14 protein-coding genes and 1 pseudogene are annotated in these 14,340 nt (G+C 74.7%); 6 read left to right on the forward strand and 9 right to left on the reverse strand.

Features of this window, described 5'->3' with window-relative positions:
• Window positions 1–156: 156 nt before the first annotated feature.
• Both KME75_RS45300 and KME75_RS45305 read right to left on the reverse strand, forming a co-directional pair.
• Window positions 157–630, reverse strand: coding sequence for an APC family permease (locus KME75_RS45300; RefSeq protein WP_281424800.1), 474 nt, complete (start codon window positions 628–630; stop codon window positions 157–159).
• A gap of 67 nt (window positions 631–697) precedes the next feature.
• Window positions 698–1,582: pseudogene (locus KME75_RS45305) on the reverse strand (APC family permease); the annotation flags it as partial.
• Between the two features lie 92 nt (window positions 1,583–1,674).
• Here KME75_RS45305 and KME75_RS33600 point away from each other — a divergent pair.
• Entirely contained in the window at window positions 1,675–2,115 is a 441-nt protein-coding gene (locus KME75_RS33600; protein WP_219418974.1) for an SRPBCC family protein, read from the forward strand.
• Here the strand turns inward: KME75_RS33600 and KME75_RS33605 are convergent.
• The gene (locus KME75_RS33605) at window positions 2,088–3,698 is read right to left on the reverse strand and encodes a phytoene desaturase family protein (RefSeq protein ID WP_219418975.1); all 1,611 of its coding nucleotides are present in this window, start codon (window positions 3,696–3,698) and stop codon (window positions 2,088–2,090) included. The two genes, KME75_RS33600 and KME75_RS33605, sit on opposite strands and share 28 nt — an antisense overlap.
• Before the next feature lie 107 nt (window positions 3,699–3,805).
• Between KME75_RS33605 and KME75_RS33610 the strand changes: the two genes are divergently transcribed.
• Window positions 3,806–4,222, forward strand: coding sequence for a nuclear transport factor 2 family protein (locus KME75_RS33610; protein WP_219418976.1), 417 nt, complete (start codon window positions 3,806–3,808; stop codon window positions 4,220–4,222).
• A gap of 7 nt (window positions 4,223–4,229) precedes the next feature.
• Window positions 4,230–5,093: an alpha/beta fold hydrolase gene (locus KME75_RS33615; protein WP_219418977.1), complete on the forward strand. Its 864-nt coding sequence runs from the start codon at window positions 4,230–4,232 to the stop codon at window positions 5,091–5,093.
• Window positions 5,094–5,355: 262 nt separating this feature from the next.
• Here KME75_RS33615 and KME75_RS33620 read toward each other — a convergent pair whose 3' ends face one another.
• From KME75_RS33620 to KME75_RS33630, 3 genes are all read right to left on the reverse strand, one after another.
• A complete protein-coding gene (locus KME75_RS33620) occupies window positions 5,356–8,151 on the reverse strand; it encodes a family 78 glycoside hydrolase catalytic domain (RefSeq protein ID WP_308283318.1) in 2,796 nt (931 codons plus the stop codon).
• Between the two features lie 112 nt (window positions 8,152–8,263).
• The gene (locus KME75_RS33625) at window positions 8,264–9,448 is read right to left on the reverse strand and encodes an MFS transporter (protein ID WP_219418978.1); all 1,185 of its coding nucleotides are present in this window, start codon (window positions 9,446–9,448) and stop codon (window positions 8,264–8,266) included.
• Window positions 9,449–9,599: 151 nt separating this feature from the next.
• Window positions 9,600–10,169, reverse strand: coding sequence for a helix-turn-helix domain-containing protein (locus tag KME75_RS33630; RefSeq protein ID WP_219418979.1), 570 nt, complete (start codon window positions 10,167–10,169; stop codon window positions 9,600–9,602).
• A 13-nt stretch (window positions 10,170–10,182) separates the two neighbouring features.
• On the opposite strand from KME75_RS33630, the gene KME75_RS33635 reads away from it, so the two are divergent.
• The gene (locus tag KME75_RS33635; protein ID WP_308283319.1) at window positions 10,183–10,719 is read left to right on the forward strand and encodes a GNAT family N-acetyltransferase; all 537 of its coding nucleotides are present in this window, start codon (window positions 10,183–10,185) and stop codon (window positions 10,717–10,719) included.
• Here KME75_RS33635 and KME75_RS33640 read toward each other — a convergent pair.
• The gene (locus tag KME75_RS33640; protein ID WP_219418981.1) at window positions 10,709–11,296 is read right to left on the reverse strand and encodes a TIGR03086 family metal-binding protein; all 588 of its coding nucleotides are present in this window, start codon (window positions 11,294–11,296) and stop codon (window positions 10,709–10,711) included. The genes KME75_RS33635 and KME75_RS33640 overlap by 11 nt on opposite strands.
• Window positions 11,297–11,451: 155 nt before the next feature.
• Here KME75_RS33640 and KME75_RS33645 point away from each other — a divergent pair, with 155 nt between their 5' ends.
• Window positions 11,452–11,814, forward strand: coding sequence for a YciI family protein (locus tag KME75_RS33645; protein ID WP_219418982.1), 363 nt, complete (start codon window positions 11,452–11,454; stop codon window positions 11,812–11,814).
• Window positions 11,815–13,056, forward strand: a complete 1,242-nt coding sequence (locus KME75_RS33650) for an RNA polymerase sigma factor (protein WP_219418983.1) — start codon at window positions 11,815–11,817, stop codon at window positions 13,054–13,056.
• 10 nt (window positions 13,057–13,066) lie between these two features.
• On the opposite strand, the gene KME75_RS33655 is transcribed toward KME75_RS33650, so the two are convergent.
• Window positions 13,067–13,921, reverse strand: coding sequence for an SIS domain-containing protein (locus KME75_RS33655; protein ID WP_219418984.1), 855 nt, complete (start codon window positions 13,919–13,921; stop codon window positions 13,067–13,069).
• A gap of 2 nt (window positions 13,922–13,923) precedes the next feature.
• Window positions 13,924–14,340: beta/alpha barrel domain-containing protein (locus KME75_RS33660; RefSeq protein WP_504739531.1), on the reverse strand; the 417-nt coding region annotated here is incomplete at its 5' end.

Consider the following 14,340-nt stretch of genomic DNA (forward strand, 5'->3'; position numbering starts at 1 on the left):
GGAAGGCCCCCAGGCCTCAGACTTTGCTTCGGGCTAGACGCACCAATGCCAACCGAGCTCAGCCGGACCCGACCCGATTCTCATACCTCGTGGCGGCCGAAGGCCATGGGGGACTTTGCTGCAATCCCCGCCCTCGCCTACGGCCGCCCGCCGTCGTCAGCGGTGGAGCTCGCGGTGGGCGTCGGGGCCGGGGGCCACCTTCGGCAGCCTCGTGAGGAAGTACAGCCCGACGAGCCACCAGACGCCCACGATGATCCACTCGGCCGGCCAGATCAGCGCCGCGGGCATCCCGGGCAGGTAGAGCGCGGCCAGCGTGAGGCTCGCCAATGCGGCCAGCGCCCCGATGACACGGCCCGACGCCACCCGGAACGGCCGGGCCATCTCCGGCTCGCGGCTGCGCAGCACCAGGAACGCGATCGCGACCAGGAAGAACGCGACGACGATGTTGACCCCGCCCGCGTCCACGAGCCAGACGAGCATCTGCTCGCCGAACAGCGGCGCGACCGCCGACAGGGCACCGATGAACAGCAGGGCGTGGGTGGGCGTGCGGTAGCGCGGGTGCAGGTGGGCGAACCAGCGCGGCAGCATCCCGGAGTCGGCCATCGCGTAGAGCAGCCGGCTGGCCCCCATTGAGGAAGCCGTTCCAGCTGGTGAGGATGCCGGCGATGCCGCCGAGCACGAGAACCGTGCCCATCGCCGGGCTGTTCCACAGCGCCGCCATCCCGTCGGCGGCGGCCAGTTCCGACGCGGCGAGCTCGCCGCGGGGCAGCGCCGAGCCGACCCCGATGATGATCGCGATGTAGAACGCGGTGGCCGTCAGCACCGAGATCACGAGCAGCGCGCCGATCTGCCGGTGCGGGATCTTGATCTCCTCCGCCGACTGCGGGATCACGTCGAACCCGACGAACAGGAACGGCGTCGCGACGAGCACGCCGACGAACCCTGCCAGGCCGCCGTCGAGCCAGGGCTGCAGGTGCGCGCCGTCGCCGCCGACCGCCATCCCGGCGAGCAGCACGACGGCCACCCCCATGAGGAAGGCGACGGCGACGACCTGCAGGAAGCTCGCCGGCCGGATGCCGATGTAGTTCACCGCGGTCACGAGTACCGCGCCGCCGATGCCGACCAGTGCCCACGTGGCGTACACGTCATAGCCCGCCACCGTCCACAGGAGACCGGCGTTGAGGTCCGGCACCAGGTAGAGCGCGGTCTGCGGCAGCGCGACGGCCTCGAACGCGACCACCGACACGTACCCGAGCGTGATCGCCCAGGACGCCACGAACGCCCACCGGGAGCCGAGCGCGCGCAGCACGTAGTGGTGCTCCCCGCCCGCCTTCGGCATCGCCGAGACGAGCTCGGCGTAGGTCAGGCCGACCAGGACCATCACCAGGCCGCCACCGGCGAACGCGAGGACCGCACCGAGCGGCCCCGCCTCCTCGAGCCAGCCGCCGACCAGCACGACCCACCCGAAGCCGATCATGGCGCCGAACCCGACGGCGAACGTGTCCGCGCGACCCAGCACGCGGACGAGCCCGTCCTCCGACATGTGCGCTCCTCCCCACGACGATGTGGCCGGTCCGATCATGCCCCTCGGAAGGGTGGGGTCAAGAGCGCCGCCCGGGTGGGCCGCGCTCTCTCGCGCTGACAGGACAGGTCGGCCGCCATACGCTCACCGCCATGGTCGACGTCCGTCGTGAGATCAAGGCTCCCGTCGCCTCGGTCTGGGGCGTGTTGTCCGACGGGTGGCTCTATCCCTCCTGGGTCGTGGGCGCGTCCCGGATGCGGGCCGTGGACGACAGCTGGCCCGCGGTGGGCTCCGAGCTGCACCACTCGCTCGGCGGGTGGCCGGTGATGCTGAACGACACGACCCGGGTGGTGGCCTCCACCCCGCACAAGGAGCTCGTGATGCGCGGCCGGGGGTGGCCGATGGGCGAGGTCGAGATCCAGATCCTGCTCGAGCCGCGGCCCGGTGAGCACTGCGAGGTCGTGATGAAGGAGGACGTGATCAGCGGGCCCACGAAGCTGCTGCCCTACCCCGTGCGCGCCGCCCTGATCGGCACGCGCAACGGGGAGACGCTGCGCAGGCTCGCCTACCTCGCCGAGGGCGGATCCCGGTAGACGAGCTCGAGCGCCGCCGACGTGACCCGGCGCCGTACGAACCCGAACGTGCCCTGCTCGCCCAGTGCGGCGCGGGCCGCGAGCCACCCGCACACCCCGTGCACTCCCCCGCCGGGATGGGCGGACGCGCTGCCCAGGTAGAGGCCACCGACGACCGTCTCGGGGCGGCCGAGGCCGGGCACCGGGCGGAACACGAACTGCTGGAACAGCTGCGCCGACCCCCCGTTGACCGCACCGTGCACGAGGTTCGGGTCGGCCGCCTGCAGGTCGCCGGGTCGTTGGACGGTGCGGTCGAGCACGCGGGCCCCGAAGCCGGGGGCGAACTCCTCCAGCACCGCGTCGACGCGTTTGGCGAGCTCGTCGGCCGCGGCGTCGTCGTCCATGCCGCGCGGGAGGTGGGTGTAGGCCCACGCGCTCTCGGTGCCGGCGGGCGAGTGCGCGGGGTCGGCCGTGGTCATCTGCCCGACCAGCAGGAACGGCGGATCCGGGAGCCGCCTCGCCTCGATGTCCCCCGACCACGCCGCCATGCCGAGCTCGTCGACGCCGACGTGCACGGTGCCTGCCTCCCCGACCTCCCGGGACCGCCACGGGATCGGCCCGTCGAGCGCCCAGTTGACCTTCACGACCGCCGTGTCCCAGGCGAACCGCTCCAGGTCGGCGTGCAGCCGCGCCGGGACCGCGTCGGCGGGGAGCAACCGCCGGTACAGGTCCGGGGCGTTGACGTCGGCGATCACCGCGCGCCGGGCCCGGACGGTGAGCCCGCCCGCGGTGTGCACGGCGACGGCGCGGCCCCTGCTGACCTCGATCCGCTCCACGTGCTCGCCGGTGCGGACGTCGGCTCCCGCAGCGCCCGCCCGCGCGGCCAGCGCGGCGGCGAGCTCGCCCGTGCCGCCCACCGGCGTCGGGAAGCCGTGCTGCTGGCCCAGCATCGCGAGCAGCCAGCCGAACACCCCGCTGACCGGGGCGTCCGGGGGGACGTCGGCGTGCAGCGCGTTGCCCGCCAGCAACAGGCGGCCCGCCTCCGAGGCGAACAGCTCCTCCCCCATCCGCTTCACCGGCAGCGCGAGGAACCGGGCGAGCCGCAGCGCCTCCGCGGTGCCGATGCGCCGCAGCAGCTGCACCGGTCCGCGCACCGGGGGGAACGCGGTGAACATGGTCCGCAGGAACGTCTCGCCGATCTCGTCCCACTGCGCGCACAGCTTCAGCCAGGCGTCGCCGTCGCGCGGGTCGTGGTCGGCGAGACCGGCCGCCGTGCGCTCGCGGTCGCGGTGCAGCACGGCGGCGGGCCCCCCGTCGGGCCGAGGCGGGTGGGCCAGCACGCTCGGGGCGTGCGACCAGCGCAGCCCGTGCTGCTCCAGCTCCAGCGAGCGCAGCACCGGGGACGCGGCCGAGAGCGGGTAGAACGCGCTGAACAGGTCGGCGGTGAACCCCGGGTACAGCTCGGTCGACCGGATCGCGCCGCCCACCTGGTGGGTGGACTCGAGCAGGCAGACGTCCCAGCCCGCGTCGGCGAGCACGGCGGCCGCCACCAGGCCGTTGTGCCCGCCCCCGATCACGACGGCGTCAGCGGTGTGCGTGGGCATGCCGCCACTATGTTCTGGATCGCGAAGACCGGCACGTCCTGGCGTCGACCGTTCCGCTTACCTCCGGGGTCATCGACCGGTGCCGGGCTCCGGCGCATGATGATCACGTGGACACCAGGGAGACGATCGACGAACTGCTCCGCCGCGTTGCGGCCGGCGACCCGGACCGAATCGCCGAGCTGTACGCCGAGCAGGTGGCATGGATGCTGGACTGGCCCGACGGCGACTACGCCGACACGGTCCCCTGGATCCGGCACCGCTCCACCCGTGCCGGGGTGGCCGAGCACTACCGGCTGATCGCCGAGCACCACGTGCCGGAGGAGAGCACCGCCACCGTCTCGGCGGTGCTGGTGGACGGCGCCGACGCGGTCGTCACGGGCGAGTTCCGCAACACCGCGAAGCCGACCGGCCGCAGCTACGTGGCCGCCTTCGCACTGCACGTGACCGTGGAGGACGGGCTGATTACCCGCCACCACGTCTACGAGGACAGCCTGGCCGTGGCGAGGGCGTTCGGCGCGGCATGATGGTCGGGTGCCGCACGCGGTGACCGAGGAGGTCCGGCTCTCCGACGGGGCGCGGTTGTGGACCCGATCGGCCCCCGAGGCCGGGCGCCCGGCCGCGGTATTCGTGCACGGCGGCCCGGGGATGTGGGACCACCTCGGCCCGCTCGCGGGGATGCTCGCCGGGCTCGCCGGCACCCACCGGTACGACCAGCGCGGGTGCGGGCGCTCGGCGCCGGACACCGACTTCCGGCTGGACCGGTTCGTCGCCGACCTCGACGAGCTGCGCGCGCACTTCGGGCACGACCGGTGGTTCGTCGTCGGGCACTCCTTCGGGGCCACGCTCGGGCTGGCATACGCCGCCGCCCGTCCGGAGCGCGTCGCCGGGCTCGTGTACTGCAGCGGCGTGGGCCTGGACTGGCCGGGCCACCGCGCGGCCCACCGCGAGCGGGCGCGGGCGCGGCTCACCCCCGCGCAGCGCGCCCGGCGGGACGCGCTGCAGCAGCGGGACCGGTCGTGGCCGGAGGAGGTGGAGTGGCGCACGTTCTGCTGGCTGCCGGACTTCGCCGACCCCGAAAGGCGGTGGGAGCTGGCCGCGGCCGACGCCGCCACCCCGCTCCCGCTGAACCGCGAGTGCAACCGGGCGCTCAACGCCGAGACCGATGCGCGGGCGGACGCGGAACGCACCGCGTGCGCCCGCGTGACCGCCCCGGTGCTGGCGATCCACGGCGCGGCCGATCCGCGCCCGGTCGCGGGGGTCGAGGCGCTGGTCGACGCGCTGCCGTCCGCGCGGCTCGCGGTGCTGGACGGCGCCGGACATCAACCATGGCGGGAACGCCCCGCGGCCACCCGGGCGCTGCTGCGCGAGTTCGTGGCGGCCCATACCGCACCCTGACGCTCGCAACCGCGGCCGCGGCCCGCACGGAGTTCGGCCCGAGCACGCCGTCGCCGCACGGTCGAGGTCGACCTGAGCGGGCTCCGGGCGATCCGGTCACCCCGCTCACGTCGACTCGCCCGCGTCCCGCCGTGGATCGAGCCCGGCGTTCGGCGCCGCCGGCGCCGCACTCGTCACGAGTGCTCAGCGAAGCCACTTTCCTGCCACCTCGTTGCGTGAAAGTGGCTTTGCTGCAATCCGGGGACGGCGGGAACGCGCGGGCTCAGCCCCCGGCGCCCCGGCGGGCCAGGATCTCCGCGACCCGCTTGTGCACCTGCTCCGCGTGCGGGACGAGCCCGGGCGGGGCCAGCGCGGGGGCGAGCTCCGACACGGGCCGGTCGAGGAACCGGCCGATCCGGATGTCGATCGGCGCGGACGCCTCGTCCATGCCGAACTCCGCAGCGGCGGCGGTCACGTCCGCCCACAGCGCGGCGTCGTCGACCGCGTCGCGCACTGTGCGCAGCGGGCGCGGGGCCGGCGTGGGATCGGCGACCTCCCACCGGTGGCTGCCGTGCCCGACCCGCTGCGGCCCGTCGGCCCCCGGCACGTGGACGGTCGCGTGCGCGCCCACCGGCACCTGCACCTCGAGGCGGAAGGTGCCGTCGGCCCGCTCCCAGGCGACGGCGGCGGTGCCGTAGGGCGTCTCGTGCGTGGCCGCGGCGGAGGTGAGCCCGCCGCCGGGCAGCGGCGCGACGACGATCTCCCGGTAGCCGGGCGCGGCCGGGGCCAGCCCGGCGACGGTGCGGTGCAGCCAGTCGGCCACCGCGCCGAGCGCGTAGTGGTTGAACGACGTCATCTCACCGGGGTTGATCGACCCGTCCGGGAGCATGCTGTCCCAGCGCTCCCAGATCGTCGTCGCCCCCATCGACACCGGGTAGAGCCACGACGGGCAGGCGCGCTCCAGCAGCATCCGGTACGCGACCGCGGGCTCGCCCGCGCGCACCAGCGCGTCGCAGATCAGCGGGGTGCCGACGAACCCGGTGCCGATGCGGAACCCGCCGCCGCGCACCAGGTCCGCGAGCCTGCGGCCGGCGGCGGCACGCTGCTCGGGCTCGGGCACGAGGTCCCAGACCAGCGCGAGGGCGTACGCGGTGGGGGCGTCGCTGAGCAGCCGCCCGCGCGGCGTGACGTACTCGCGGGCGAACGCGGCCCGCGCCACGGCGGCCAGGTCGCCGTAGCGGCGCGCGTCGGCGTCGCGGCCCAGCACGCGGGCGGCGTCCGCGACGATCTCGGCGGACCGGACGAGGTGCGCGCTCGCCACGAGGTCGGGGTCGGCCTTGGCCGCCCACGGCGCCTCCGGCGGGGCGTCCGGGTCGAGCCAGTCGCCGAACTGGAACCCGCCGGCCCAGACGTGGTCCTCCCCCGCGAGCTGCGCCTGCCGGTCCACCCACGCGCGCATGCTGTCGAACTGGTCGGCGAGCACCCCGGCGTCCCCGTAGCGCTCGTACAGCGTCCACGGGACGATCGTCGCCGCGTCGCCCCACGCCGCCGCGGCCGGGCCGGGATCGCGCAGCACGTCGGGCACCACGAACGGCACCGAGCCGTCCGCGTGCTGGTCGGCGGCGAGGTCGCGCAGCCACGAGGCCAGGAACCCGGCCGAGTCGGCGACGAAGGTGGCCGTCGGGGCGAACACCTGGATGTCGCCGGTCCAGCCGAGCCGCTCGTCGCGCTGCGGGCAGTCGGTGGGGACGTCGACGAAGTTCCCGCGCATGCTCCGCACGACGTTCTCGTGCAGCCGCACCACGTCCGGTTCGGAACAGGTGAACGTGCCGGTGGGCCGCAGGTCGGAGCTGAGCACGACGGCCTCGACGTCCGCGGCCGTGACGTCCACGCCGGTGATCTCGGCATAGCGGAAGCCGTGGAAGGTCAGCGACGGCTCGAGCACCTCCTCGGCCCCGCCCGCGAGCAGCCAGCCGTCGGTGGCCTGCGCCGAGCGCAGCGGCCGGACGCCCAGCTCGCCGCGCTCGAGCACCTCGGCGTGCCGGATCGTCACCTCCTGCCCCGGGGCGCCGCCGCGGACCCGCAGCCGCACCCACCCGACCAGGTTCTCCCCGAAGTCGACCAGCTGGTTGCCCGACGGCGAGCGCGTCACCGCGACGGCCGGGACCGTCGCCACCGCTCGCACCGGCGGACCGAGCGGCGCGACGAGCCTGCCGAGATCCTCGTCGAGCACGTCGACCGGGTCGGCGGGCCCGTCGGGGCCGCTGCGCAGATCGGTGGTCTGCCCGTCGTAGAGGTCGTCGGCGAGCACCCCGCTCGGGCGGGCGGTCCAGGTGCCGTCGGTGCCGAACGTCGTGACGGTGCCGTCGGCGGCGGTGACCTCCAGCTGGGCCAGCGCGGCGAGGCGGTCGCCGTAGTGGGCCCGGCGGCCACCCCAGCCGAGCCTGCCGCGGTACCAGCCGTTGCCGAGCAGGATCTCGAGCGCGTTTCGGCCCGCGCGGACCAGCTCGGTGACGTCGTGGGTGCGGAACCGCAGCCGGTCCGCGTACGCGGTCCAGCCCGGGGCGAGCTCCTCGTCGGTGGCGCGGCGCCCGTTGATCGTGGTGACGTGCAGGCCCAGCGCGGTGACGTGCAGCCGTGCGCGGACGATCCCGTCCGGCAGGTCGACATCGGCGCACAGGACCGGGGCCGGGTCGCCGATGCGCCCGATGGCCCGCGGCGAGACGAACCGGGCGGTCCAGTCGGCGGCGTCCAGCAGCGTGGTCTCCAGCTGCGCGGGCTCGCTCCACGCCGTGTGGTCGGCCCCGGCGGCCACCCGCACCCGGACGGCGGCGCGGGCGCGCGCGGGCAGCGGCGGGAACGGCCACCGCACGAGCACCTGCTCGGCGGACTCGACCCGCGCCGCCGTGACCTCCCGGGTGTCGAGGTCGGTCAGCTCCAGCTCGGCCGCAGTGGCCGCGAACCCGGGCGGAGCGGAGGGCAGCTGCCAGGACAGCCGCGGGGTCGCGGTGCCCAGGCCGAAGCCGGTCTCCCGGTGCTCGAACCGGACGGGCGTGGGTACGACGTCCTGCAGGGTCACTTCGCCTCCACGGGCTGGGTGCGGGTCGGGTCGGACGGGAGGGGCGAGGCGTCCGGGGCGGCCGGCTTCAGCCGGGCCACCCACAGCCCGCCGATGAGTGCGGCGACGAGGTTCACCGTGAACAGATGCCGATGAGCGCACTGGCGTTGGCGGCCGCGATGGCCGGGGTGACGAACGCGAACGCGGCGGCGAGGATGCGGGTGAAGGCGATCGTGATGCCCTGGGCGGAACCGCGCAGCAGCGTCGGGAACAGCTCCTGCGACCACACCTTGTAGATCGCCTCGCCCGCGAACGGGCCACCGAGCCCGGACGCCAGTGCCATGATGATCAGTGTGGTGAGGCTGATGCCGAACACCAAGGGGACCGCCGTGCCCCCGCAGAGCAGCACCGCCCCGAAGGCGAACCAGCGCATCCGCGACGGCCGGTCGGCCACCCGCATGAACACGACCGCGCCGACCAACCCGACCGGGAAGCCGAGCAGGCCGATCAGGCTCGCGCTGGTCACCGACGTGCCGGCGACGTTGACGAACAGGTAGGTCTGGAACTGGCCGAAGGTGTTGGCGGCGAGGTTGCCGATGCCGTAGTAGAGGCCCGTGGCGACCACGGCGGCCAGCAGCGGGCCACGCATGAGGTGCCGCAGCGAGCTGCCGGAGATGGCGCCCTCGACCTCCACGGCGGGCTGCTCGGCGCGGGCGGCCCGCCACTCCTGCGACTCGACGAGCCTGCGCCGCAGGACGAGCACGACGAGTGCGACCACGAGCATGTGGGCGTACAGCAGCCGGGCGCCGAGCGTGCCCAGCCCCGAGAACAGCGCGCTGAACACGACGGCGCCGATGATGCCGCCCACCCAGAGCAGCTGGGAGAACGCGACCAGCCTGCCGCGCTGCCCCCGCGGGGCCTCCTCGGCGATGAGCGCCAGCGACGTCGGGATGTCGGCGCCCATCGCCAGCCCGGCGATGACCACGCCGGCGTAGAGCATCGGGGTGTTGACCGCACCCACCAGCAGCGCGAGCCCGACGACGAAGACGACCAGGTCGACGGTGAAGACGCGGCGGCGCCCGAGCAGGTCGCCGAGCCGCCCGCCGAGCAGCGCGCCGATGGCGAGCCCGAGGGTGAGCAGGGCGGACAGAGCGCCGATGTCCCACGGGGTGAGGCCGAGCGCAGGCTGGAACAGCACCAATGCGGTGCCGGTGGAGACGATCGTGGCGGCGTCCATGTAGGACGCCATCCCGCCGAGCACGGCGGTCCGCCATGCGGCGCGGGGCACCGCGGCGGGGGCCGGGGTGGAGCTCGTCATCGAAGCACTCCTCGGGACGCGGAACTGAAACGTTTCATTCCGTGGGGTTACCCGACCCTAGGCTCATGACGAGAAGGTCGTCAATGCCGGATTTCTAATGGTGGTAGGTTTTCTGGTGCCGTGCGTCGCACGTTTCACCGCTCGCGACCGCTCACCCGCGTCGTCCGCGCGACCGCATGATCAGCGCTGCCACCTGGTACGAGCAGTCCACCGCGCCCCGGTTGGCATAGCGGTGCGCGACGTCCGCGGCGAAGTACACGACGTCGCCCGCACCGAGCACGACCTCGCGCGCGTCGAGCGTCAGGGTCAGCTCGCCCGCGTCGACGACGACGAACTCGTGCGAACCGGCGGCGTAGGCCGGGAACGCGCCGGCGTCGCATCCGGACGGCAGCGTGGTGCGCACCCACTCGAAGTTCACGCCGGGGACGACCGGCGTGAGGATCGTCCGCGCCCAGCCGCCCGCCTCGTGCACCACCTCGTGCTCGGCCCGCCTGCGCACCACCACCCGGTCCGCGTCGGACTCGGCGAGGAGCCGGGCCAGCGGGACGCCGAGGCCGCTCGCGACCCGGTCGAGCACCACCACCGTCGGCGCCTTCGCACCGCGCTCCACCGACGACAGCATGCTCACGCTGACCCCGGACGCTGCAGCGACGTCCTGCAGGGTCAGGCCACGATCGAGCCGGGCCGCCTGGACGCGCCGCCCCAGCGCGATGAGATCCATGTACTCTATAGTAGTGAGTGATTTCGCTATAGCGGAAGCGCCCGCCGCCGTGGTGGTGCGTCCGGCGCGGCCGGAGGACCTCGACGCCGTCGCGGGCATCTACACCCCGTTCGTCTCCGACAGCCTGGTGACCTTCGAGCTCGAGCCGCCCGACCGGGCCGAATGGCTCCGCCGCCACGAGCACGTCACCGCGGCCGGCCTGCCGTTCCTCCTGGCGGAGGTGGACGGCAGGGCGGCCGGCTACGCCTACTGCACGCCGTGGCGCACCCGGCCCGCCTACCACGGCACCGTCGAGGACTCGATCTACGTGGCGCCGTGGGCGGCCGGCCGCGGGATCGGCGGGCGCCTGCTGGACGCCCTGCTCACCGCGTGCGGGCAGGCGGACGTCCGGCAGGTCCTCGCCGTCGTGGTCGACACCGGCGACCCGGCGTCGGTCGCGCTGCACCGCAGTCGCGGCTTCACCGACGCGGGCAGGTTGCGCGGGGTCGGCGTCAAGCACGGACGCACGCTCGACACCGTACTGCTGCAGCGGTCGCTGGTCAGCGACTGACGGCCATCGCGGCGTCGCGTCCCAGGAAGGCCAGGAAGCGCGTCTGCTCATCCGCGCCGGGCGGTGGCGTCACCTCGGGGCCCACCCCGCCCGGCACGCGCAGGTCGTTCGTGCGCGCCCACGCGAAGCAGCCCGGCACGAGGTCCGGGTCCAGCCGGACCTCGAGCCCGGCGGGCGCCCCGATGTCCCAGGCGTGGGCGAGGAAGTCGGTCACCAGCGCGATCACGAACCCCTCCAGCGGGATCTCCCCGAACGCCCGCATTCGGACGACGCGAGCGAGCGCGTCCGGGGTCAGCGTCGCGACGCTCGCCGCGCGGGCCGCGCGCCAGGTGCCGACCGGGTCGGACGGGATCAGCTGCCCGGGGTTCGGCGCCCCGGGCGCCCCGGCGCCCGAGGCGTAGGGCACGCCCGTCGCCAGGTGCCGGACGAGGTGCTGCCCCCAGACGACGTGGCCGAGCACGTCGCGGTTGCTCCACTCGCTGCACGCGGACGGGTCGTCCCAGCGGTCGGCGGGCAGCGTGGCGACGATCCGGTCGAAGCCGTCCTGCGCACGCCGGTAGTGGTCGATCGTGGTCATCGCTCGCTCCTTCGTCGGTGGTGCGGACGACCCGAGGACGGACTGGAAGCGCCGGACTCGACACGGCGCCGGTGTCGATTTCCGGTCCGCGGGTCCGTCCTTGCCGACGCGGCTACCGTCCCGGGTGGACCGCGGGCTTCGCAGGAGGTGTCCTCATGCGCTACATGCTGTTGATCTACGGGTGCGAGCATCCCGACCCCGGCACCCCCGAACACGCCGCCAAGATCGCCGCCGTGCAGTCGTTCACGGCGCAGTGCGCGGCCGACGGCGTGCTGCTGGCCGCCGACCGCCTGCACGACACCGACACCGCCACCACAATGCGGGTGCGCGACGGCGAGGCGCTCGTGACCGACGGCCCGTTCGCCGAGACCGCCGAGCACCTCGGCGGGTACTACCTCCTCGAGTGCCGCGACCTCGACGAGGCGCTCGGGTACGCGGCGCGGTGCCCGATGGCGGCGGAGGGGTGCATCGAGGTCCGGCCGGTCGTAGAGGCGCCGATGCCACCCGTGTCCCGCTAGGTGGCCGAACCCGCCGTCGTCGCCGTCGACCGGGTGTTCCGCGCCGAGCGCGCCCGCCTGCTCGCCGCCCTCATCCGCGGGCTCGGCGACTTCGAGCTCGCCGAGGACGCGCTGTCGGAGGCGTTCGCCGCGGCGCTGCGCACCTGGGACGCCGACGGTGTGCCGCGCGACCCGGTGGCGTGGCTCGTCACGGTGGCCCGCCGGTCCGCACTGGACCGCCTCCGCCGCGCCCGCGTCGGGGAGGACAAGTACGCCCAGCTCGCGCGGGCCGCCGAGGACCGGGGAACAGAGGTGGAGGAGCTTCCGGACGGGCTGGTGCGCGTCGGCGACGACCGGCTGAGCCTGCTGTTCACGTGCTGCCACCCCGCGCTCGCCGCGGACGCGCGGGTCGCGCTCACCCTGCAGGCCGTCGGCGGACTCACCGCCGCGCAGATCGCCAGGGCCTTCCTCGTGACCGAGGCGACGATGGCCCAGCGGCTGGTGCGGGCCAAGCGCAAGATCCGCGACGCCGGGATCCGGTTCGCCGTGCCCGACGATGCGGCGCTCCCCGACCGGCTCGCGGCGGCGCTCGCCGTCCTCTACCTGATCTTCACCGAGGGCTACGTCGGCACCGCGGGCGACGCGCTGACCCGGCCGGAGCTGTGCGCCGAGGCAATCCGGCTGGCCAAACTGCTGGCCGCACTCATGCCCGACGAGGCCGAGCCGCTGGGACTGGTGGCCCTGATGCTGCTGCAGGACTCGCGCCGCAGCACCCGCACCGACCCGGACGGCGCGCTGGTGCTGCTCGAGGACCAGGACCGCAGCCGCTGGGACCGCGACCGGATCGACGAAGGGCTCGCGCTCGTGGAGACCGCGCTGCGGCGTGGGCGGCCGGGCCCGTACCAGTTCCAGGCCGCCATCGCCGCCGTGCACGCGGTCGCCCCGACCGCGGCCGACACCGACTGGCCGCAGATCGAGGCGCTCTACGCCGAGCTGCTGCGGCGGCACCCGTCGCCGGTGGTGGCGCTCAACCACGCCGTGGCCGTGGCGATGGTCGCAGGGCCACAGCGCGGCCTGGACCTGCTCGCCGGGATCACCGGGCTGGAGCGCTACCGGCTCCTCCACGCCGCGCAGGCCGACCTCCTGCGGCGGCTGGGCCGCACCACCGAGGCCGCGGCCGCCTACCGGCGGGCGCTCGAGCTGGCGACGAACCCGGCCGAACGCCGGTTCCTGACCGAGCGGCTGGAGGCACTGCCCGACTGAACGCGCGTGGTCAGCCGCCGCCGCGGAAGGATGCGAGGTCGTCCTTCATCGCACGCAGGCGCTCGAGGTGCTCGGGCCCCCGGCGGACGGCCACGGAGGTGGCGAGGACGTCGATCACCACGAGGCCCGCGAGTCTGCTCACGGTCGGCGTGTGGATGTCGGTGTCCTCGAACGTCCGCACGACCAGCGCGACGTCGGCGAGCTCGGCGAGCGGGCCGGGAGCGCCCGTGATCGCGACGACCACGGCGCCGTTCACCCGCGCGCGGGCCGCCACCTCGAGCACCGGTGCCGTGCGCCCGGTGTGCGAGACCGCGACGACCACGGTGTCCGCCGTGGCCATGGCCGCCGCCATGTACTGCTGGTGGACGTCGGTGGGCGCCGCACACGGCACGCCGAACAGCATCGCCTTGTGCAGCGCGTCCTGCGCGATGAGGCCCGACGCGCCGAGACCCACGAAGAGCAACCGGCCCGCGCGGAGCAGTGCGTCGACGGCCGCCGCGACCGCGGCCGCGTTCAACGCCCGGCGTGCCCGGTCCAGGCTGCTCAGGGTGTGGTCGAAGATCTTCGCCGCCACCGCGTCGACCGGGTCGTCCGGCCCGATCGCCGAGTGCGTGACGGGCAGGCCCACCGCGAGTGCCTGCGCCAGCCCGAGCGTGAACGAGCGGAAGCCCGCGAACCCGAGCCCCGTGCAGAAGCGCATGACCGTCGGCTCGCTGACGCCCGCCGCCGCGGCCAGTCCGGCCATGCTCATGCCGAGCGCGCCCGTCGGGTCCCGCAGGAGCGCGGCGGCGACCTTCCGTTCCGAGGGCCGCATCCGCTCCGCCCGCGCGGCCACCGCCTCCAGCAGGGGCGGGTCGGCGGTCACCGTCAGGCCTGCGGGGCGCCCGGACGCAGCGTGGCGGCCGCGCGGGCGCGCTCGCCGATCGCGTCCCAGTCGCCTGCGACGATGTCGGCGCGCGGCGCGATCCAGGTGCCGCCGACGGCGAACACGTTGGGCAGGGCCAGGTACTCCGCGGCGTTCTCCGGGCGCACCCCACCGGTCGGCATGAACCGCACGCCCGCCCACCCGAACGGCCCGTCCAGGGCCTTGAGCGTGGCCACTCCCCCGTACGCGCCCGCCGGGAAGAACTTGACGAACTGCGCGCCCGCCTCCAGACAGCCGCCGACCTCGCTCGGCGTGACCGCGCCGGGCACGAACGGCAGCTCGCGGCCGGCCGCCGCCGTCACGCAGGCACTGCTGAGCCCGGGCGAGACGCCGAAGCGCGCCCCGGCGTCGGCCGCCGC

This window comes from Pseudonocardia nigra (assembly GCF_019396355.1).
Classification (GTDB): domain Bacteria; phylum Actinomycetota; class Actinomycetes; order Mycobacteriales; family Pseudonocardiaceae; genus Pseudonocardia; species Pseudonocardia nigra.